General features: G+C 40.0%; 25 protein-coding genes and 1 tRNA gene. 20 read left to right on the plus strand and 6 right to left on the minus strand.

Translation table 11 applies throughout. From position 1 onward, the window contains the following. Nucleotides 1–69: 69 nt before the first annotated feature. From folP to CXF95_RS07190, 9 genes are all read left to right on the plus strand, one after another. Nucleotides 70–909: a dihydropteroate synthase gene (folP, locus tag CXF95_RS07150; protein ID WP_101198057.1), complete on the plus strand. Its 840-nt coding sequence runs from the start codon at nucleotides 70–72 to the stop codon at nucleotides 907–909. Beyond that, nucleotides 899–2239, plus strand: coding sequence for a phosphoglucosamine mutase (gene glmM, locus CXF95_RS07155; protein ID WP_101198058.1), 1341 nt, complete (start codon nucleotides 899–901; stop codon nucleotides 2237–2239). The genes folP and glmM overlap by 11 nt, the downstream gene beginning before the upstream one ends. Before the next feature lie 109 nt (nucleotides 2240–2348). Next, complete coding sequence (gene tpiA / locus CXF95_RS07160; protein WP_101198730.1) at nucleotides 2349–3095, plus strand: triose-phosphate isomerase; 747 nt, start codon at nucleotides 2349–2351, stop codon at nucleotides 3093–3095. A gap of 9 nt (nucleotides 3096–3104) precedes the next feature. Next, nucleotides 3105–3497, plus strand: coding sequence for a preprotein translocase subunit SecG (gene secG / locus CXF95_RS07165; protein ID WP_101198059.1), 393 nt, complete (start codon nucleotides 3105–3107; stop codon nucleotides 3495–3497). 14 nt (nucleotides 3498–3511) lie between these two features. Further along, nucleotides 3512–3596 (plus strand) — tRNA-Leu (locus CXF95_RS07170). A 165-nt stretch (nucleotides 3597–3761) separates the two neighbouring features. Beyond that, nucleotides 3762–5006 carry an integrase domain-containing protein gene (locus tag CXF95_RS07175; protein ID WP_101198060.1) on the plus strand — a complete coding sequence of 415 codons (1245 nt, stop codon included), beginning with the start codon at nucleotides 3762–3764 and terminating at the stop codon, nucleotides 5004–5006. Further along, entirely contained in the window at nucleotides 5003–5902 is a 900-nt protein-coding gene (locus CXF95_RS07180) for a hypothetical protein (RefSeq protein ID WP_101198061.1), read from the plus strand. The genes CXF95_RS07175 and CXF95_RS07180 overlap by 4 nt, the downstream gene beginning before the upstream one ends. 83 nt (nucleotides 5903–5985) lie before the next feature. Beyond that, nucleotides 5986–6255 (plus strand): AlpA family transcriptional regulator, encoded by a 270-nt coding sequence (locus CXF95_RS07185; protein ID WP_101198062.1) that lies wholly within the window; start codon nucleotides 5986–5988, stop codon nucleotides 6253–6255. Beyond that, nucleotides 6248–6682 carry a hypothetical protein gene (locus tag CXF95_RS07190; protein WP_101198063.1) on the plus strand — a complete coding sequence of 145 codons (435 nt, stop codon included), beginning with the start codon at nucleotides 6248–6250 and terminating at the stop codon, nucleotides 6680–6682. Before CXF95_RS07185 ends, CXF95_RS07190 begins: the two co-directional genes overlap by 8 nt. A gap of 521 nt (nucleotides 6683–7203) precedes the next feature. Here the strand turns inward: CXF95_RS07190 and CXF95_RS07200 are convergent. After that, nucleotides 7204–8805, minus strand: a complete 1602-nt coding sequence (locus tag CXF95_RS07200; protein ID WP_101197774.1) for an IS1634 family transposase — start codon at nucleotides 8803–8805, stop codon at nucleotides 7204–7206. Nucleotides 8806–8920: 115 nt separating this feature from the next. On the opposite strand from CXF95_RS07200, the gene CXF95_RS07205 reads away from it, so the two are divergent. The 4 genes from CXF95_RS07205 to CXF95_RS30455 all read left to right on the plus strand — a co-directional run bounded on the left by CXF95_RS07205 (nucleotide 8921) and on the right by CXF95_RS30455 (nucleotide 10762). Beyond that, complete coding sequence (locus tag CXF95_RS07205) at nucleotides 8921–9337, plus strand: inovirus-type Gp2 protein (protein WP_101198064.1); 417 nt, start codon at nucleotides 8921–8923, stop codon at nucleotides 9335–9337. Further along, nucleotides 9330–9836 carry a hypothetical protein gene (locus CXF95_RS07210; RefSeq protein ID WP_101198065.1) on the plus strand — a complete coding sequence of 169 codons (507 nt, stop codon included), beginning with the start codon at nucleotides 9330–9332 and terminating at the stop codon, nucleotides 9834–9836. Before CXF95_RS07205 ends, CXF95_RS07210 begins: the two co-directional genes overlap by 8 nt. Nucleotides 9837–9885: 49 nt before the next feature. Further along, nucleotides 9886–10128 (plus strand): hypothetical protein, encoded by a 243-nt coding sequence (locus CXF95_RS07215; RefSeq protein ID WP_232787701.1) that lies wholly within the window; start codon nucleotides 9886–9888, stop codon nucleotides 10126–10128. A 472-nt stretch (nucleotides 10129–10600) separates the two neighbouring features. Continuing rightward, entirely contained in the window at nucleotides 10601–10762 is a 162-nt protein-coding gene (locus tag CXF95_RS30455) for a hypothetical protein (RefSeq protein WP_232787702.1), read from the plus strand. A gap of 154 nt (nucleotides 10763–10916) precedes the next feature. Here CXF95_RS30455 and CXF95_RS07225 read toward each other — a convergent pair whose 3' ends face one another. Next, complete coding sequence (locus CXF95_RS07225) at nucleotides 10917–11573, minus strand: hypothetical protein (protein WP_101198068.1); 657 nt, start codon at nucleotides 11571–11573, stop codon at nucleotides 10917–10919. A 1106-nt stretch (nucleotides 11574–12679) separates the two neighbouring features. On the opposite strand from CXF95_RS07225, the gene CXF95_RS07230 reads away from it, so the two are divergent. Then, nucleotides 12680–13759, plus strand: coding sequence for a metalloprotease (locus tag CXF95_RS07230; RefSeq protein ID WP_101198069.1), 1080 nt, complete (start codon nucleotides 12680–12682; stop codon nucleotides 13757–13759). Nucleotides 13760–14004: 245 nt separating this feature from the next. On the opposite strand, the gene CXF95_RS07235 is transcribed toward CXF95_RS07230, so the two are convergent. Further along, nucleotides 14005–14535, minus strand: coding sequence for a hypothetical protein (locus tag CXF95_RS07235; protein ID WP_101198070.1), 531 nt, complete (start codon nucleotides 14533–14535; stop codon nucleotides 14005–14007). Between the two features lie 266 nt (nucleotides 14536–14801). On the opposite strand from CXF95_RS07235, the gene CXF95_RS07240 reads away from it, so the two are divergent. The 6 genes from CXF95_RS07240 to rplS all read left to right on the plus strand — a co-directional run bounded on the left by CXF95_RS07240 (nucleotide 14802) and on the right by rplS (nucleotide 18994). Continuing rightward, entirely contained in the window at nucleotides 14802–16379 is a 1578-nt protein-coding gene (locus tag CXF95_RS07240; RefSeq protein ID WP_198556521.1) for a peroxidase family protein, read from the plus strand. Nucleotides 16380–16525: 146 nt separating this feature from the next. Further along, complete coding sequence (locus tag CXF95_RS07245; RefSeq protein WP_101198071.1) at nucleotides 16526–16768, plus strand: hypothetical protein; 243 nt, start codon at nucleotides 16526–16528, stop codon at nucleotides 16766–16768. 258 nt (nucleotides 16769–17026) lie between these two features. Next, complete coding sequence (rpsP, locus tag CXF95_RS07250; protein ID WP_007621765.1) at nucleotides 17027–17278, plus strand: 30S ribosomal protein S16; 252 nt, start codon at nucleotides 17027–17029, stop codon at nucleotides 17276–17278. Between the two features lie 27 nt (nucleotides 17279–17305). Then, the gene (rimM, locus tag CXF95_RS07255; protein WP_101198072.1) at nucleotides 17306–17836 is read left to right on the plus strand and encodes a ribosome maturation factor RimM; all 531 of its coding nucleotides are present in this window, start codon (nucleotides 17306–17308) and stop codon (nucleotides 17834–17836) included. After that, nucleotides 17836–18615, plus strand: a complete 780-nt coding sequence (gene trmD, locus CXF95_RS07260) for a tRNA (guanosine(37)-N1)-methyltransferase TrmD (RefSeq protein WP_101198073.1) — start codon at nucleotides 17836–17838, stop codon at nucleotides 18613–18615. The genes rimM and trmD overlap by 1 nt, the downstream gene beginning before the upstream one ends. Nucleotides 18616–18634: 19 nt before the next feature. Then, nucleotides 18635–18994 (plus strand): 50S ribosomal protein L19, encoded by a 360-nt coding sequence (rplS, locus tag CXF95_RS07265; RefSeq protein WP_101198074.1) that lies wholly within the window; start codon nucleotides 18635–18637, stop codon nucleotides 18992–18994. Nucleotides 18995–19082: 88 nt separating this feature from the next. Here rplS and CXF95_RS07270 read toward each other — a convergent pair whose 3' ends face one another. The 3 genes from CXF95_RS07270 to fdxA all read right to left on the minus strand — a co-directional run bounded on the left by CXF95_RS07270 (nucleotide 19083) and on the right by fdxA (nucleotide 20634). Next, nucleotides 19083–19616 carry an amidohydrolase family protein gene (locus CXF95_RS07270; RefSeq protein ID WP_232787703.1) on the minus strand — a complete coding sequence of 178 codons (534 nt, stop codon included), beginning with the start codon at nucleotides 19614–19616 and terminating at the stop codon, nucleotides 19083–19085. Nucleotides 19617–19775: 159 nt separating this feature from the next. After that, on the minus strand, nucleotides 19776–20150 hold the full coding sequence (locus tag CXF95_RS07275) for a VOC family protein (protein ID WP_101198075.1): 375 nt from the start codon (nucleotides 20148–20150) through the stop codon (nucleotides 19776–19778). A gap of 160 nt (nucleotides 20151–20310) precedes the next feature. Next, nucleotides 20311–20634, minus strand: coding sequence for a ferredoxin FdxA (gene fdxA / locus CXF95_RS07280; RefSeq protein ID WP_101198076.1), 324 nt, complete (start codon nucleotides 20632–20634; stop codon nucleotides 20311–20313). Between the last annotated feature and the right edge of the window lie 26 nt (nucleotides 20635–20660).

A 20660-nucleotide genomic window follows, 5' to 3' on the forward strand; every position in this document is an offset into this window, starting at 1 on the left:
CTCAAAACGCTTTGTTGATTCTTCAGCAGAGCGTTTTTTTTATACAAAATATAATAATATTGAGCGTTTATGCAGTTTAAAGATAAGTGTTTAGATTTATCTTCACCTAGAGTGATGGGGATATTGAACGTCACACCGGATTCATTTTCCGATGGTGGCACCTTCAATATGCTCGAAAATGGGCTTGCTCAAACGGGCTTAATGTTAAGTGAAGGTGCTGACATTATTGATATAGGCGGTGAGTCCACCAGACCTGGTGCTCAGGATGTTTCTATACAACAAGAGCTGGATCGTGTTATCCCAGTGATTGAGTCAATATGTCAACGTTTCGATACTATTATCTCCATAGATACCAGTAAAGCTCAAGTGATGACTGAAGCAATTAATGCCGGCGCTAGCTTGATTAACGATGTACGTGCACTGCAGGAAAACGGCGCGTTAGAAGCTGCAGTTGCAGCCAAAGTACCTGTATGCCTAATGCATATGCAAGGGCAACCTAGAGTGATGCAACAAAATCCTCATTATGAAGATGTTGTTAAGGATGTGATGGCATTTTTACAGCAACGTATCGCTATTTGCCGTAAAGCCGGCATTGCTGGGGAGCAAATTATTGTTGATCCAGGGTTTGGGTTTGGAAAATCACTTGAACACAATTACCAAATGTTAGCCAACTTTGAAAAGTTTCATAGATTAAATGTACCTGTTTTGGCAGGCATGTCACGTAAGTCGATGCTTGGACATTTGTTACAACGAGAAATAGGTCAACGTTTAGCTGGTAATGTTGCAGTTGCTACAGTGGCTGCGCAAAAAGGTGCACAAATAATTAGAGTTCATGATGTTAAAGAGACAGTAGATGCTGTTAAAATAATAAACATGATTAACGCTTGCAGGAATAATAATGAGCGATAGAAAATATTTCGGTACGGATGGTATCCGCGGCAAAGTGGGTGAAAACATCATTAATCCCGAATTTGTGATGAAATTGGGTTGGGCTGCAGGTAAAGTTTTAGCCGGCCAAGGTACCAATAAAGTACTCATTGGCAAAGACACCCGCATTTCAGGTTATATGTTGGAGTCGGCTCTGGAAGCAGGATTATCAGCAGCAGGTATTAATATAGGTTTGCTTGGACCTATGCCAACCCCAGCTATTGCTTATTTAACAAAAACATTCCGTTCTGAAGCTGGCATAGTGATCAGTGCATCTCACAACCCCTATTACGACAATGGTATTAAGTTTTTTTCTGCCGATGGTATGAAGTTAGATGACGCCATTGAGATTGCCATAGAAGAGCAGATGGACAGACCTATGGAGTGTGTCGCGTCTGATAAATTGGGTAAAGCTGTACGTATTAGCGATGCAGCGGGTCGCTATATTGAATTTTGTAAAGGTAATTTCCCTTCTTCATTATCACTTAAAGGTTTAAAAATAGTAGTCGATTGCGCTAACGGCGCAACCTATCACATTGCACCCAATGTGCTAAGTGAATTAGGTGCAGAAGTCATAGAGATTGGCACTGAACCGGACGGTTTGAACATCAACCGTAAAGTAGGCGCCACGTCAATGAAAGCGGTAACAGAAAGTGTTATCAAAAATAAAGCTGATTTAGGTTTTGCTCTGGATGGTGATGGGGATCGCTTAATGTTAGTTGATCACAAAGGTAATGTGATTGATGGCGACCAAATTGTTTATATCATTGCCAGAGATGCTCTTAAAAGCGGGCGTTTACAAGGTGGGGTAGTTGGCACCGTGATGAGCAATTTAGGCTTAGAAGTGGCACTAGGCACTCTAGGTGTGCCATTTGTGCGTAGCAAAGTAGGTGACCGCTATGTAATGGAGTTACTCAAGCAAAAAGGTTGGTCAATTGGTGGGGAAGGCTCAGGCCATGTACTGAACCTGGCCGCAGCTTCTACAGGTGATGGTATAGTGGCAGGACTGCAAGTTTTAGCTGCTATGTTACATGCGGGTATGACCTTAAACGAGTTGAGTCGAGGTATGACTAAATATCCCCAGACACTGATCAATGTAAGATTTTCTGAAGGCACTAAACCACTTGAAGACATAGGTGTTATTCAAGCAGTGTTAGAGGCTGAAAAAGCCTTAGATGACAGGGGGCGAGTATTGTTACGTAAAAGTGGTACTGAACCCCTTGTTAGAGTGATGGTAGAAGCGAATGATGCGCAGGATTCTAGTACTTGGGCCGAACATATTGCTGATGCTGTGCGTAAAGTAACCGATTAGTCAGGTTTACAGAGCATTAATAGGTTCAGGCACTTGTATATTGTCATTGGGTTAGTTAATATCTCGCGCGCTTTTTTATTGGTGTTATAAAGACATGACGGAGCAAAACGTGCAATTAAATAGTCGTAGACAGTTAGTCGCTGGTAATTGGAAGATGAATGGCGATAAAGCACTGGCTCAGCAAATGCAGGCTCAACTTGCTGCTGCCAGTCTTGATAATATGGATGTGGTGATTTGTCCACCTTTTCCTTATTTGGGATTATTTGATGGCAAAGTCAAATTGGGTTCACAAAATATCAGCCAATTTGACTCTGGTGCGCATACTGGTGAAGTATCTGTCGCTATGCTTAATGAGTTCAACTGCCAATATGTGATTGTTGGGCACTCTGAACGTCGTGCAGACAACAATGAGTCTAACGAATTAGTCGCGTTAAAAGTTGAACAGGTTTTAAAAGCCAATTTAACCCCAATTTTATGTGTAGGCGAACCTGAGAGTGTGCGAGAAGACGGCACATTATTCGAGTATATCGCCGAGCAGTTAGATGCAGTATTGCTGAAAGTTGGCATAAGCCAATTTGCTAATATTGTGTTAGCTTATGAACCCATATGGGCTATAGGCACAGGCAAAACAGCGAGTCCAGCGCAAGCGCAAGAAGTGCATGCTTTTATCCGCGGACATTTAGCAAAACAAGATGACAACATTGCGGCCAATATAGTTATTTTGTATGGCGGCAGTGTTAAAGGTAACAATGCCCAAGAGTTATTTTCTCAGGCAGATGTAGATGGTGGTTTAATTGGCGGTGCCAGTTTAAATCCAGAAGATTTTTTAAGTATTTGCCAAGCGGCAAATCAGTAGAGGCAGCACATGGTTTTTTACGAAATATTAGTTATTGTTTATTTGATTGTAGCGGTTATGTTGATTGGTTTTGTTCTGATCCAACAAGGAAAAGGAGCGGGTATGGGCGCTTCTTTTGGCAGTGGCGGTTCGAATACGGTATTTGGTTCAACAGGATCGGGTAACTTTCTAACGAGAACAACGGCAATACTTGCGACGCTGTTTTTTGTTATTAGTCTGATTTTGGGAAATCAAACAGCAGATAAAGAAAAGTCAGTAGACGAATGGCAAAATCTAGAAGTACCCGCTTCTGAACAAGCTGCAGACTCAGATGTGCCAGTGACTGAACAGACTATGTCGGCTTCTCCTGATGCTGATGTACCTTTAACAGAAGCACCTAAAGAAGACGACGTACCAAACTAATTAAAAGTTAAATTGCGGATGTGGTGGAATTGGTAGACACGCAGCCTTGAGGGGGCTGTGGCTTAGGCCGTGAGAGTTCGAGTCTCTCCATCCGCACCATACACAGGTTCTATGAGAACCTTTAAAGACCCGAAAGCCTAGTTAAAATGAGGCTCTCGGGTTTTTTTATGTCCAAAGAGAATTAATAACGGTTTGTAATATTCAGCTTTTTTAGTAACATCCTTGGTAACATTGAAACGGATCTTTAAATCTGGTGTTACCAAAATGGCTAAAATAACCAAACCACTGACAAATACAGAAGTTAAACAAGCTAAGCCCAAAGACAAGGATTACACCTTGTTAGATGGTGAAGGCCTTCAGCTTAGAGTAAAAACGAGTGGCACCAAAAGTTGGCTATTTAACTATTATCACCCCATCACTAAAAAACGAAAGAATCTTAGTTTAGGTCAATACCCCGCACTAACATTAGCTGAAGCAAGAAAACAGCGCGCAAGTTCAAAAGAATTACTCACCAACAATATGGACCCTAAAGAATATCGTGATGATCAGTTAAGTGATGAAAAACTCAAGATGGGTTTCACGCTTAAGAGTATTGCCCTTGATTGGTTCGAAGTTAAAAAAACTAAAATTGCTGAAACTACATCCAAAAGTTTATGGCGTAATTTTGAAAACCACCTATTCCCAAGTATCGGCCATAGACCAATAGATAAAATCCTTGCCCCAGAAGTCATTAAAACGCTAAAACCATTAGCGGGAAAGGGCAGTTTAGAAACATTACATAAAACCATTGGTCACTTAAATGAAGTAATGAAACATGCTGTTAATACAGGACGTATACACCATAACCCGCTTGCTGGCATTAGTGCTGCCTTTAACACACCCAAAGTGACTCATATGGCAACGATTAAGCCAGAAGAATTACCAGAATTGATGAAAGCTATTAGCTATTCAAATATAACGTTAGTGACGCGTTGCCTATTAGAATTTCAATTACATACCATGGTTCGCTCAAGTGAGGCCGCAAAAGCCAGTTGGGATGAAATAGACTTTGAAAATATGTTGTGGGAAATACCCGCTGAACGCATGAAAATGAAAGTTAAACATACAGTGCCATTAACACAGCAAGTACTAAACCTGCTAGAGCTTGTTAAACCGCTTACAGGTGAACGCAAATATATCTTTCCAGCAGATAGGCATCCTAATCAGCCTAGTGGCTCAGAAAGGGCTAACAAGGCATTACAGCGAATAGGTTTTAAAGGGCGTTTAGTTGCTCATGGTATGCGTTCACTAGCTAGCACCACGTTAAATGAGAAAGGCTTTGATGGTGATGTTATTGAAGCCGCATTAGCCCACCAAGAAGAAAATGAAGTAAGGCGCGCATATAACCGCAGCAAGTATTTAGAACGCAGGCAAAAATTGATGTATTGGTGGTCTGAACATATAGAACAGGCTCAAACAGGAAAATCAGTAAACACAAATGTTGTAGTAAAATTAAAGGGGCAAGGATGAGCCACGATAACGAAGAAGAATATGACTGGGCAGAAGATGAATACTCGATGGAGGAATCAACAATCCTCGATTTAGTAAATAATAAATTGGTGAAGAGTAATTATTTTAATTCGTTTGAATGGAGCAGGAATTGTTTTGAACGAATAAAAAACAATCAAACCTCCCCCTTGATTACTAGTGAATATTTGTTTGAAAATAATTTAACTCCGTCTTTCACAAGTAATCTTAACGACTTAAATAACTATAAAAGTTTAGGCTTTGATGAATTAGATCTTCTTGAAAGTAAATATTCAAAGATAGGAGTCAGAAATTACCAGACTGACAAATCAAATTATATTATTGATAATCCAGTGGAATTGTTTATGGACGAACTGATTTATGGCGAATTCCCCGCACCTGAAACACTTTTATCATTATATAAGTGTTTTAATCTATATTTCTTATCAAAAGGCACTTTAACTTTAGAAGAGGTTTTTTTTGGAAAACCTATTAAACGTGCTGGGAGTTACGCTAAAAGAAAGTTTTCAAAACAGGTTTATTCTGAGTTTCACTGGTGTGTAATGCGAGAAATTCAAGAGCCTAGTTTTGACTTAAAGGACTTTTCTATTCGTTATTTAGCCAATGCCAGCGAAGAAGAAAACCCATCGTTAAGGTATTTTCACGAAGGTAATATAAATAGTTTTCTAAAAGGATATGATCGTTGGAAAAGTAATATATCCAAAGACAATAAACTAAAAAAGACGATAGATGTAAGATTAAGCACCCAATACTGCCTAATTGGTTTGGGTTACGAAACCGAACAAGTTAAAAACTTAATTGTTGAGCACTTTGATGCCAAAGCTAGTATCGAATCTAATCTAATAAGTATTTTACAACAAATAGTGACGGACAAATAACCAGTATATTTGTTTCGCTTTTTGTTTTGCTCTCATTATACATATGTGAATAATAGGAGGTCAGTTAACTATAAGGAACTGACATGACTATTAACAATCACTACCATTTAATCCGCAGACCCGAAGTTTTAGCATTAACCGCTAGATCTAAATCCGCATTACAACTAGACGAAAAAGCAGAGTTATTTTGCCCTGCTATATCGATTGTTTATCGTGCCGTCGCCTATGTAAAATCAGAAGTTGAAGCTGTTATTCAAGCTCGTATTGAGGGGCAACCAACTGAACAAATCAAACAGCTTGTTCAAGAGCTAATCAACCAACGCAATAAAGCGGCTAGGGGGCAACATGGATAATTTATTATTTACTGCTCCAGATGGCTCAATCCCTGAGGTTAACAGCCCTGCTTACTTACTACTGAAGTCACTCTATGAAAATGGAAAGTCTCCTAGAGATTATTTATGTAATGAATTAGGTGGTGGCTTTCGGGCTTACCTTCAGCAACTCATGGGTGGATATTATCAGCATTGGTTAATCCATTCAGAACAAGGCGAATATAACGGTAAAAAACAAGCCTTATATTGGCTTGATGAACGTCACTTTTCTGGTGATTGGGAGCAAGACAAAGACGCAAGAGCCATCGCCCGAAAGCAGTACAAAGACCGCTCATACTACGGTAGTAAAAGTGCGGTTATGCGCCTTCAAATAGCAGAGCAAGAAAAAGCCGAAGCTGATAAAGAATATCAACAGCGCATAGAAAGTAAAAAGCCCACTGAGTGTTAGCAAAGTAGGCTTTCGTTTGAACTGGCTAGTGGATGAAGTTTAGCGGCTAAACCACTAGCCAATAACCAGAGTATAACTGAGAAATTAAGTTAGTGGATACATACCTGTCATAAGCTGTGGATATGGAGTTGTTTTTTATTGGTCACTATTTGTAGGTTTTTTACCCTGAAAATTATTACCATTTAAACCACATCTTTTTATATAGCCAGATACAACAAGTATGTATTCGCTAACTTTTGGCTAGGTAATTATTAATATCCTTTCCTTAATCTCTTAGTTATTAAATTAATATGCCTTATGTAACTAAAGACAAAGCAGTAACAGTAAACGGCCAAACATGGTGGGTAAATTCGGCAGGTAGTGGCTTGATAACACATGCTATTAAATCGATGATTAACCAAGTTGATGCCATGTTAAGCCATCATAGCAAAATACATATAATACGGTTTGACCTGAGAGTTATTGAGTACACCGAAAATAATGAAATAATGACGGTTTTTAACCGATCTTCCGCACCCACTTTAAGAATAAATTCTCCGGTATACATCACCAAGGCAATTAATGATGATGTGTTGTCGTTCTTTTAAGTTCATCACCAGCGGAATGTGTTCAGCTTGATACAGAACTGTAATATTTTCGAAGCATTGGAAAACCCATCGAGCAGTGGGTGTTTGGCTTGGCTTTTTTTTCTGGTCGGGGAAGTAACACGCCTTGTCTTTGAGTGTTTTGCGGATTTGATGCTCTAGACTGGCGTACACCATTAAACAACTGGTCATGACCATCAGTAAGGCTTCAATACGTTCTGGCTTCTTGAGGTAAATGGCACTGGTTAGGAAGTCGGGACTTTTTAAGAAACGAAAGCCTTTTTCAACATTTTGCTGGGCTTTGTAGCTGCTGAGTAAACTGGCCATATCCAAATCATCACTGACATCATTGGTGGCAATAATGAACAGTCCGAGTTGCTGTAAAGCGGTTTGGCGTGATATCAGAGGTGTGCATAATTCGCCCGTGATTTGATATTCAATGCGCGTGGGTAATTCGCCTCGTTTAGGTCGTCCTGCGTTTGCATATACCGCCACTTCAATTGCTCGGGCATTGACATCACACACGGTTTGTTTACTTCGCCATTTTACAATGGCGCTTTGTGCATCTTGGACGCAGGCAAAGCGTTGTTGGCTTAACTGTTTGAAGCTTTTTCGCGCTTGCTCGCCGGCTTTTAACATGCGCTTGTTTAAGTTGTGTTGCTCACGCTTGTAAGCCTGCTCACTGCGAATGAGTAACCATGTTTGTTTAACACCGCCATATTCGCTGTCATAACTGACGCCTTCATAGCCTTGGGAAATAGGGGTAAACAGTAAAGTGGGGGCTTGTGCAACCAGTGCCTTCGCTTCTCTCAGTGTTTGCGGCACCCGCGTGATAAATAATTGACCTTGGGCGTCTAATTCCTCAATCGTTTCTTTGACATAAAGCGCCGCATCGGCCACTAAATAGCGGCTGGCTTGAGCCGCTTTTAAACTACCAATATGCGCCTTCACAATCTGTTTAAAGCCTTCCATATCATTGTTGTTGCCACTGGCGGGCTTCATGTACACCGGAATACCCGACTGGTTTTCGCAAATGAGATTTAATATCACCTGATTGAGCTCAGGGCGATGGTCACGTGAATAGCCTTGGGCAATGCGAATGTGTCCAAACTCACCCACTGGTGTGGCTTGGCCATCATAATGGAAACTAGTGGAGTCGAGATGCACCGCTTGGCAATCTAACCCTAGATGATTGACCACCCGCTCGCCTATGCCTTGGTAAAGAGAGGATACGCCCTTGTCGTAAAGTGCATCCAAACATCGCCCAAGCGCATCGTCATTAATATCATCGGCAGATATTCCTTCCCCGAGCAAACGGTCAAGCGGTTTGCTTTCAAAATATTCACTGTACATATGCAAAGTGCGACCGGTAAAACCTAAACCATTGAGTAGCATCGCCACGAATAATTGTCCAAAGCTGACTTTACGCTCATTAGAGCCACCTAATGCATCATCAATGTATTGTGCAAGTTGAATATCTTTACAAAATCCAGCGACAAGGCCAAGGTGATCGAGGGATTTGGAGGAGGGGTAAGTCATTATTTATAGCTCTCAAAAGAGAGTAATAGATCAAAACTGGGGATCGGCGTCAAGGTGTTTTTAACAAACCCACATCAAGTGGTCAATTAATAACCAAATTCAATTCTAAATTTAGGTGCGGAATGACAGTTTTAATCGTAGATTACATAAATGGCTTAAACGTAAATACAATTTAAACCGTGTTGGTTTTATGTGGTGTAGAGAGTTAGAGACTGCCAAGAAACAACACTATCATTATGCGCTAGTGATTGACGGTCACAAAGTGAATTACCCTTATGAGGTAACAAACAAAGTAAAAGAGGTATGGCGGCAATTAGACGGCTCTGAATTCTTCCCTGACAACTGCTATTACAATGTTAAAAGAAATGACTATGAGACGATACAAGATGCTATCTGGCGTATATCTTACTTAGCTAAAGCTAGGGGCAAAGGATACAAGCCTGATCAAACAAAAAACTATGGTACAAGTCGCATAAAACCAAGAGCCACCGCACCCAGACAAATTAATAATGAGATGAATAACCATGAATAATACAGATATCAAAAACGACAACCAAAGTTATTTACCCGCAATCACTATTAAGCCTGGGATGACTAAGGCACAGATTATTCAATTAATGTTTATATCGTCAAGAGACCCAGTTAAACGGTTTAAGGTATTAGCTCAACTTGATAAATTTGATGTCGATTATTCTCACTTAGGTGAAGACATTCATAGCATAGACAGGAATGCTCTATATTTATTTACGAAGAAAGAAAAATCCGAATTTAAATATTTAACTGAGTTGTTATCTAAAAACCATAATCTAGCATTCAAGGCCGCTGGTGGAGAGTTGAGTTTAGGCGAAGCATTGAAACAGGCTGGCATTAAAGACCGTCGAAGAGTACTTAAGGTTAAACTAAACAATAATCCAATTATTACAGGTCAAAGTATTGTCGATGAGATTGGGATTGAGCGAGCCTTGCTAATAGCTCAAGCAATTATCGCTATCAATAACCCACAATTAAAGCCTGTTTTTCGCACAAGATAAAAATGGTATACTGTAAACTTATCATTACAATATTGAGTGGGTTTTAAGCGTGGCAACAAATACTGAAGCACCTAAAAGTAAGTATATGAGTGGAAATATAAGGCATCTAATTAACCAAGCTATTCAACATGAATTATCTAACCTTCCAACTACTCTTTCAGAAATAAAAGATCCTGTTCAAAGATTAAACTTCTTAACTAAATTTATGCCTTTTGTTTGTGCGCCTATTAAGCAAGTAAGCGTATGTACAGCGCGAAACGAAACTGGCGAAAACGATATTTTTTCGTTGTAGTTTTTCGGAGTAAAAAATAATGCCTAAAGGCCACCACTATGGCAGAACACAAAGCAGGGCGTACACTGGTGAATATCATCGCATCCATGCCAATATATTTAAATCACTACTCACAAAGCCAATAGGTAGCTATTCGCTCAACTCTGACTACCTTAGCGATGAACATCGAAAACTGGCCTTAACAGAAAATGAAAATAGCTTTCGATTTATAACATTTACAATAAACGAAAAGCCTCACCAAATAGCCCTCAAGCTCGATCACAGCAGCGCAAGTAATAAACTATACATAACTTGCCCATACTGCCAAAAACAACGGCAGCATCTATACGCGATTAAATACGCGTATGCTTGTAGGCAATGTATAGGCTTAAATTACGCTAGCCAAAGCGAACGACCAAAAGAAAGACTAATGAGGCGCATTAGAAAGCTTAGAAAAGAATTGTGGGGGCATAACTGGCCTGATGTTAACAATATGTTTGAGCAAGTAACTTACTGGCCTAAACCTAAATGGATACGCTGGAAAACTTTTGAGCAAAAAAGAAATAAGATAAATGAGTTAGAAAAGCAATATTGGCCTATGGCAATTGCTCAAATGAAAACAACTTTTGGTGATCAATTTATGGAATATCTTTAGTAGGTTACTACATTAAACGACTTGTAAAAGCCAAACATAAGCAGGAACTAACAGGACAGCCACGCTCATTAACTGAATTAAGAAACGCTGAACTTAGATGCTTGGATACGGTGAAAATACCGGAACCTCTTTGGCCTTTAAGCGTTTGTTGTGCTTACCATGTTGTAGAGTCCATCATAGTGACAAATTTCCGAAAACCATATAAAGCAGTTATCTTATTAGATGTATCTATATGTTCTTGTGTAACATCTTTTGACCACGATGAATTTTGGTTGGCTGCTTTGTATTCTGTTAAGGTTTCTGGTGAGCATTTACCTTCAACATAAGTATTATTTAATAAATTTAGTTTTACTAAAAATTCTTTTGATAATGCTATTTCACGAATAACTGGCTCAGGAATAACGAAGGTTTTATGCGAGAACGGTGTTGTAACCCCATAATCATAGATGTGTTCATCGTGTTCAGTGATTATATCTGTTGATTCAAACGAATGTATTTTGCCATCAATCTTTATATGTAAAGCTTTGCCGTTACCAATATTTGTTATTGTTTTAGTGCCGGCATCTAACAGAATAGTACCTCTATTATGTTTAGGTGTATCTTGATATAACTCAAAAGCAACTATATTTGAACAAAACATTTTTGATACACGTATGAATTTTGTTTTGTCAAACTGAGAGACTCCTGACGTGGGGACGTTATACATTTGTCCAAAGCTTTTTTGAATATCAGCTTGCGACACACATCCGCTTAGTATTAAAGCACATAAGATTGTGCCAGCCTGAGCAAGCCGTTTTAGCTTGATTATCATATTGGTGTCCTTTTAATAAAAACAATTCCATTGAGATTAATACAGCAGAGATTATTAAAATATTCGTGGCTAAGGCAAAAATAATACTCAAATTAATTGTGGTGGTCAATAAGTAGTGATGGCTGGGCAGAGAAAAAGGGAGACTGTCCAGGGTTAACAAATATGAACATGTTGATAACGGTTTCATCCTGCTTTTTTGTTGGTAAATGTAGGTATTGAAAATCCAAAAAAACTTATCATTAAACTTCATTGGTCCTACTGTAGATATGTTGCCGTGTGTACTTGCTGGAAATAGACGTTTCTAAGCAGCCTGTGCGGCAGTGAGCACAGTGAAGATTTTATAGGGGTCACACGTAAACAGATAAGCTGCCTTTGTGGCACTTTGGAGACAGTGATTATTAAGATGATTTTGTTTTTTAGTAACACTGGTGGTAACACTATGGGTTTGTTTTTTAAGTAATTTACATTGTAATCAATATCTTATGTCGTTAATTCGAGTCTCTCCATCCCATTGGATCCGCCGGACTGGCCTATCCCGGATCTATAGCACCGATCATCTGGCAAATTTATTTTTTAAATAGAAACTAATAGGACAGAAACTAATAGGAAACTAATAGTCATCAGAAACTAATAGGACAGTCATCGTAGTCTGTTGATTATTTCTCAGTGATCTCGGCGTGCTCTGTGGTTCAACATCTTTAGCTATTTACTACTTTTATCTAGCCACTAAATTTCGCGTGACGGTCACTACTGATTAAGTGCAGTTAAATCGCGGGCAAAAAAAAGCCTGATAAATCATCAGGCTTAAAAAGAGAACACACACATAAACTACATAGTCAGAGGGGGAATAGCTGTATTAGTTCAATCTATCGGTAATTTATTTTACTGAATGTAGTCCTGTCCAAATTAAGATAAATTGCCCTGACATTTCAGCTCTTGATTCTTCCTCCGTGCTCTCGATTTTCTCTGTGGTTCAACTTCTTTTGCTTTTAGTTTTTAGCTATCCACTGTATTTATCTGCTTTTTAACATTTAATTTCGATAAACCTTGTCCCATCAATAAATATAGCAATAATCGGGCGTGGTTTTATTTGTTGAGTTTATATAGTGCAATTATTAGCAGTAGAGTGTTTAGGTAAAACACTTAAGTTAGACGGTTCAATGGCTGGGTGGCAACAGCTGTTTTGGGGGGAGCAATGCGTTTCTCAAATGAGTGCCAGTGCCGACAATGAACACTTTTCACATCAATTTTCTCTACAAGGTGAGCAAGGCGAGCTGCAAGTGAAGCTCAATGGTGCTTTGCAATGGCAGCCTTTTGAACTGCAATTCAAGCTTTTAGTTAATGATGAGTTATTGCATGAAAATACCCTTACTGAAAAAGATATAGAGCAAAGGCAAGTCATCCAAGGCAAAAAACAACCGATGAAATTTAGTTTTATTGGTATGGGGGGGCTGGGTTTAAAACTGTTTAAAAGTGCCAAGGTTATTAAAGTGTTATTTGCTGCAGGCAGTTTGGCCGCTTATAGCTGGTTGTTTTCTATTGAGTTTGCCATTGCCCTGATATGTTGCCTGGTATTTCATGAATACGGTCATATCAAGGCGATGAAGTACTTTGGTCTGAAAACCAAAGGTATTTACCTTATTCCTTTTGTGGGAGGTTTAGCCCTCAGCGACGACAAAATTAATACACGCTGGCAAGATGTTGTCATTTCAATTATGGGGCCATTTTTTGGTTTGACATTGTCTATTTTTTGTTTAGTCGGATATTGGCTTACCGATATAGAAGTACTCGCAGGTTTAGCGGTATTTAATGCGCTGCTCAATTTATTTAATATGTTACCTGTATTGCCTTTAGATGGTGGCCACGTACTTAAAAGTATTGCTTTTTCAATTAACTCTCGTGTAGGCATAGTCGCCTGTGCATTGGGAGCCATGTTAGGTGTTTATGTCAGTTATCACTTTGGTTTGGCTTTGTTAGGTTTTTTACTTGCCATAGGTAGTGTGGAAATATTTTTTGAATATAAACGCCGACATCTAAGTGAGCTATTGCCCCTTAACCAATATGCACAAATCGTTTCTATTTTGTGGTATGTCATCACTTTGGGTGGCTTAAGTGCCATTATTTGGATTGTGGGTCAAACAGATAACGGTGCTTTGTCATTACCCCTTCAAATATTGAGTAGTTAATGTGACCCCATCTCTAAACTATTAGGAGATAGTTAATCTATGGTGAATGTTTTTGCAGCGGATTGTGGACCTGCGGTGAGGGGAAGGTCGTTGAAAGCCATTTCTGTGGCGCCAGACAAATTTATTCGAAGTGGTACCATTTGTATAAGGCTAATATCTACTTTTGACCGATGACAATAACTATAGATTGGCAGCTTGCTGTCATAATCTTCCTCAATATCATATCAACTTTAAGCATTGTCACGCTAGTTCAAATTAGGCCATGAAAATGAGAACGTTCCCGCGGTAACTGCTGCATAAATCAAGGCATCAATCAAATACCGAATACAATTTGACCAAGGTTGACCCATCCAAATGCTATAAGAAATTTGTGCCCAACCGTAAGTCAGAAACGAGGCAATGAAGACCTGCCTAAACACCATCATAACATCTGTATTTGCGGTAATCGAAATGCTCGCCAAGTACCCTATTAAGAACGACCCAAAGATAAAAAAGAGTATCTGCTGTGATAAAAGCTTGCCCATAGGAGGCATGCCATTGGGCATAATAGTGATCATCGCAACGGGGCCGTCATTAAATTTTTTTCTCATCGGCTCAGCGCCCATTGCTTTCATATTACTACAATAGGGCAGGGTATAAAGCGCGGGTGCCGGTGATTTTTCTGCCAGTGCAGTGGATACGACTTCTTCATTAGAAAGCCCTTTATAATCTGCATTGTGATACTTAATAAGCATGTGGATCAAGGCACTGGCGATCCAAGATAACAATCCAGCCACCAAAATTGCCAGCCATAATCTTAGTCAGCAGTTTAGATTAAACCCTATCGTTGACAGCTTCCATTTCATCGCTGTTTGGTGCAGAATATATAAAGGTAAATTATTGCCTCCCCCTAGCTATTCTGCATCCTAGCAGTGATGGATGAGTTTGTCGGCCTTGGTTAGGTCACTTATAAATTTAACAACCTCGCTGCAGTTTCCTGTAGATATCAGATAAGGTCTTCAGTGAGGGTAAAGGATCCGTCCTGTCCACAAGGAGCACGGCTATGTTTACATCTCTAAAAGATAAACTGATTAATTCTAAATTTTTAATGGATCGTCTTAACAAATGGTCATGGCTTGGTAAAATTGCCAATAAAATCGCAATAAACCTAACCGTTAATAGTGCAAGAACTCGTCCACACCCATGGAGTACTGTGCATGACTATGTTTCTTGGGTTTCATTGACAGATAAAAAGTGGAGTGCCAGGCATTTACCCGCTGATAGCCGTCAAAGAAAATTGCCAGATACTCTTGTGCTTACGGAGCTATTTAACCGAGGTGAGCAGCCACAGCGAATGTCTAAAAAGTCGACCTGTTTGTTCCCAGCCTTTGCACAATATTTAACGGATGGTTTTATCCGCACCCGCATGCCTAGCGAAAACGCGGGAGACACGGCGCAAGTAAGATTACAAAACACGTCCAATCATCAGATCGACCTGTGTACATTGTACGGACGAACTCAAGAACAAACTGATGCATTACGAGTTAAAAGCGAAGAAAAGGGACAAAAAGGGCGTTTGAAATTTCAACTTCTGAAAGATGAAGCGTTTTCACCTTACTTGTATGACATTGAAGGAAACTTGACAGATCCCGAATTCAAATTACTTGATCCACCATTGGGTATTGGCAAGATACAGGACGCACAGCAAAAGGCACTTATATTCGCAGTTGGTGGTGATAGGGTAAACTCTGCTCCACAGGTCACTATGATTAACACGTTGTTTTTGCGGGAACATAATCGGCTTGCTGAGGAAATAGAAATCGATCACCCTGATTGGGATGATGAACAGATTTTTCAAACTGCCAGAAATATTGTGATAGTACTGTTTATTAAAATCGTAGTTGAAGATTATATCAATCATATTTCACCCGTTGAATTTAATCTCAAGGCTGATCCTAGCGTTGCATGGAATGCAAAATGGAATAAACCTAATTGGATAACCACTGAATTTAGTTTGTTGTATCGGTGGCATTCGTTGATACCCGAAAATATGAATTGGAACGGTGATGACTACTCTCCGTCGAGGGCTTTTATGAATAATAAACCTTTGGTTGATTATGGTCTACGACAAGGAATGTTGGATATGAGCAATCAAGCCGCCGCTGAATTAGGCAGCTTTAATACGGCTAACTTTCTTCTAGGAGTAGAGAAGCAGGCAATAGATCAGGGCAGACTGGCAAGGCTTGCAACCTATAATGATTATCGTGCTTATGTGTCTTTGCCCAAAAAGAAGAGGTTTGACGAGGTATCGTCTAACCCAAACGTTATCGAGTTTTTGGAAAACCATTATTCATCGGTTGATAATATCGATTTTTATATAGGACTTTTTGCTGAAGATAGACAGAAAAACTCCCCATTACCTGAGTTGATTCTGCGTTTTGTGGCTATAGATGCTTTTTCACAGGCACTCACCAACCCGCTTTTATCTGAGCATGTTTTTAATGAAAACACGTTTTCAACTGTTGGTTGGGCAGCAATTAAAAAAACTTCAACTTTATCGGATATCCTAAAACGGCATTATGGCAATATTGGTGACAATGAGTTTATTGGTATGACCCAAGAAAGTTGGCATCCAGAATAGTTTGTTTGAATTAGGATCTACTGTGGTCTTGCGGCACCATCAAAGGTAACGTCCTTTGATGGTGCCGCAATCATATTGCCCTTCGATCAATACTTGCATTAGTCCGCTTGGCAACACTTTACCTCACATCAGCGAGTGACAACACCTTGCAAAAAGTGATTCATGATTTTTCGTTTTGTGATGAGGTTTCGTTGGGCGTAGAGGATATGCAAGAAATTGCTTTGATGTCGAATATGGAGTCTAACTTCACTGAAAAAGCGATTGTGGTGATTATTCCTAGAACACCTGAAGGTTACGCTCGTGTAGCTGCTTTGGGTCAAGCCATTAAATCTCCAGACTGGAGGGTATTAGCGGCGCAAAACTATGAGGATGCGTTAACCAAAATATGATTAATTTTCTTAACCTATGTTTTTTTTCCTATTAATAATCCACTTTTTTTGATGATATGAGTATAAAATCAGCCGTTCATAATACAGTCCTAATACAATATCTGTAATTCAGACTGAATAATCTTACCTCTTCTGCTAATTATACTTGCATAACTGCTTCAAATCCGTAAAATACGGCGGCCTTTTATCTGGCTAAAAACTGTCAGAATTAAAGGTAAATTAAGTTAACGTTAACGCTACAACGAGTCTGAGGCATATATGGTTACTATTCGTTTACAGCGTGGTGGCGCTAAAAAGCGTCCATTTTATCAAGTAGTGGTTGCAGACAGTCGTCGTTCACGCGATGGCCGTTTTATTGAAAACATTGGTTTTTTCAATCCAACTGCAATGGGTCAAGAAGAGCGTTTACGCTTGGATTTGGGTCGCATTGAGCATTGGGTTGGGGTAGGCGCAGGCTTATCTGACCGTGTTGCACGCTTGGTAAAAGATGCACAAAAAGCAGCTGCTTAATTGCAGTTGCAAAAAAGGGTTTAAGCAATGAGTCTTGCGTCTGACACATTAGTGATTGGCATAATCGGAGCACCTTACGGTGTCAAAGGTTGGGTCAAAATTACTTCTTATACCCACGATTTAGACGGCGTGTTTGCTTACACTCCTTGGCTTTTGGGTCAAGTGCAAGAAGGCAACGAGTATGTCGTAGACCAATGGCGAACCCATAATAAAGGTTTAGTTGCCAAACTGGTTGGGGTGGAAAATCGAGACGATGCCGAAGGTATCAAAAATCTTGAGATTTCCATTAAAGCAGCAATGCTACCTGAACTAGATGACAGCGATGTTTATTGGCGTGAGTTAGTCGGCATGCAAGTTGTTACCGATAAAGGTTACAACTTGGGTGTAATTAAAGAGTTATTCGAAACTGGTGCTAACGATGTGTTGTTAGTAAAAGCCAATTTGAATGACGCTTTTGGTCAAAAAGAACGCATGGTTCCTTATTTGTTAGATCAAGTGATTAAACAAGTGGACCGGCAGGCGAGAACGGTCACAGTGGATTGGGATCCTGCATTTTAATGCAAGAGTCTAGTCAGGAACCGAGTCGTTGGTATGGTGTTATTAGTCTTTTTCCAGAAATGTTTGAGACTTTTACCCAGCAGGGAGTAGTAGGGCGAGCCGTGAAAAACGGATTGTTACAAGTAGAGTGTTTTAATCCAAGAGACTTTACTTTCGACAAACATCGCACTGTTGACGACCGACCATACGGTGGTGGACCTGGCATGCTGATGATGGTTCAGCCATTAAAAGACGCTATTCTGGCAGCTAAAGCAGCTGCGGGAAGAAAAACAAAGGTGATTTACCTTTCTCCCCAAGGGAAAAAGCTGGATCAGGCAGGGGTGAAACAGCTTTCTGAAAATGAAAGTCTGATCCTAGTAGCTGGTCGGTACGAAGGTATCGACGAACGGGTAATACAAACACAGGTTGACGAGGAATGGTCAATTGGTGATTACGTGTTAAGTGGCGGCGAACTCCCTGCGATGGTCTTAATGGATGCAGTTTCAAGGTTTGTACCCGGTGTGTTAGGGCATAAACAATCTGCCGAGCAAGACTCTTTTAGTCATGGCTTGTTAGATTGTCCGCACTATACCCGGCCAGAAAACTTGGACGGTGAGCTTGTTCCTAAGGTGTTGTTGAGTGGTGATCACCAAAAAATCAAGCAGTGGCGGTTACAACAGTCGTTAGGTAGAACCTGGCAACGACGCCCTGAATTATTAAACGCTCTAGCTCTGACTGAGGAGCAGCAAAAGTTGTTAGATTTATTTCTAGAAAGTTTGCCGCAGCATAATGACAGTTAATCTAGTATGAGAGGATATGATGAGTAAAGTAAATCAAGACATCATCAAGAAAATTGAAGAAGCGCAGCTAAAAACTGACGTTCCGGCATTCAGTGCTGGTGACACAGTAGTTGTGCAAGTACGCGTTAAGGAAGGCGAAAAAGAACGTCTTCAGGCTTACGAAGGCGTTGTCATCGCTAAACGTAACCGTGGCCTACACTCTGCTTTTACAGTTCGTAAGATTTCTAACGGCGAAGGTGTTGAGCGTATATTCCAAACACACAGCCCGGCAGTCAGTTCTATTGAAGTGAAACGTCGTGGTGCTGTTCGTCGCGCTAAACTTTATTACTTGCGTGAACGCTCTGGTCGTTCTGCACGTATTAAAGAAAAGCTAGGTTAATTTAAATTTTGCGTTACCGTTAACTTAATAAGAAAACCCGCCTTCTGGCGGGTTTTTGCTATCTAGGACTTAAAAAAGTGACGAGTTATTATTTAGTACGATGCACTGCTTGAGGTTCGTTAACTGCGGTTTTTTTATGCATAGTATCAAAAGTACTGCCATAGGCAGGACGTTTAATATTTTTCCCTGCTCCTCGTAACGGTCTCAACTCTCCGTTGGTCCAAACCATCTTGCTTTGGCTTAGCGTATGTAATGCAATCCCCTTGATTGTGTGGCCTTCAAAAATATTAAAGCCAACGTTTTGATGATGTATTTTTGCTGAGATAATACGGCTACCATTGGCATCCCACAACACAATATTCGCATCAGCACCCACAGAGATTGACCCTTTACGTGGATAGATATTAAAGATTTTTACGGCATTGGTTGATGTGACAGCCACAAATTCGTTAGGGGTGAGTTTGCCAGAGTTGACGCCAGAGTCACACAATACCGACATTCTATCTTCGATGCCCGCCGTGCCCTTAGGGATCATGCTGAAGTCTTTTTTGCCCATGGCTTTTTGATCGGCGCAGAAACAGCAGTGATCTGTAGCTGTGGTTTGTAAGTTACCTGATTGCAATCCTTTGCATAACGCGTCTTGGTGTTTCTTGGCGCGAAAGGGGATGGCCTTCTGGGCCAGTGATACCTCTTTCTAGAATTTTTTTCTGTAAGTAAAAAACCAAATCGCCATTTTCTGCATGTACGGTTAGCATGGCGGCTTGATCTGATCTATTGATTACTAATAACAAACAACTTCTATTTCAATACCCTCTTCAAGGTCAAAATAAAAACGTTTACCTGGTTCATAGTCACCATGATTGTATGTAACAAAACCACTTGCTTTGATCTTCTGTTCTACCGCATCTAAATCATCTACCAGAATACCTATATGATTGAGGTGTGTGATGGTTTTATGCGATGTATCAACCAGATGTTTATCATCATGACTATACAGCGCAAGATAAGTCTCATCGCCACCTAGATGAATCGTCCGGCCATTGTCTTTTGCTGCACCGGCCCAGCGGATCTTCCAATCAAATATATGACCCAATATACTGGCGGTAGCATCTGTGTCGCGGACAGTGAGGTTGATATGTTCAAGTCTACTTAGCATTGGATCTTCCTTTTGAATGTTGTGGGAACTTTTTAACTTGAATAGCACTTTAATACCTCAAGTTAACTTGAGGTAAAGTGTTTTTTTAGTTTTTTTCTTAATTTTGAATGGGATCAATTGTGGGTTGCTTTAGGGAGGATTTTTAGCAGTGCATAAGATGTTATTCCACAAGCAAAGGTAGTTTGTTTTCAACATCAATCCATTTCTCGGCATCTTCTGGTGCTGGTTTTAGTTCTGTAATATTTGGCCATATTTCTGCTAAATCGGCATTTATTTTAAGATAGTGTTTTTGATCCTCGGGCAAGTGAGTATCTTGAAAGATAGCTTCTACAGGGCATTCAGGCACACAAAGGCCGCAGTCTATACAAATATCTGGGTGGATCACTAGGAAGTTTTCACCTTCATAAAAGGCATCTACTGGGCATACAGGCACACAGTCGGTATATTTACATTTGATGCAGCTATCAGTGACTACAAAGGTCATGGCCGAGGGTATCTTTGTTTGATTTT

The organism is Paraglaciecola sp. MB-3u-78 (assembly GCF_002835935.1).
Taxonomy (GTDB): domain Bacteria; phylum Pseudomonadota; class Gammaproteobacteria; order Enterobacterales; family Alteromonadaceae; genus Paraglaciecola.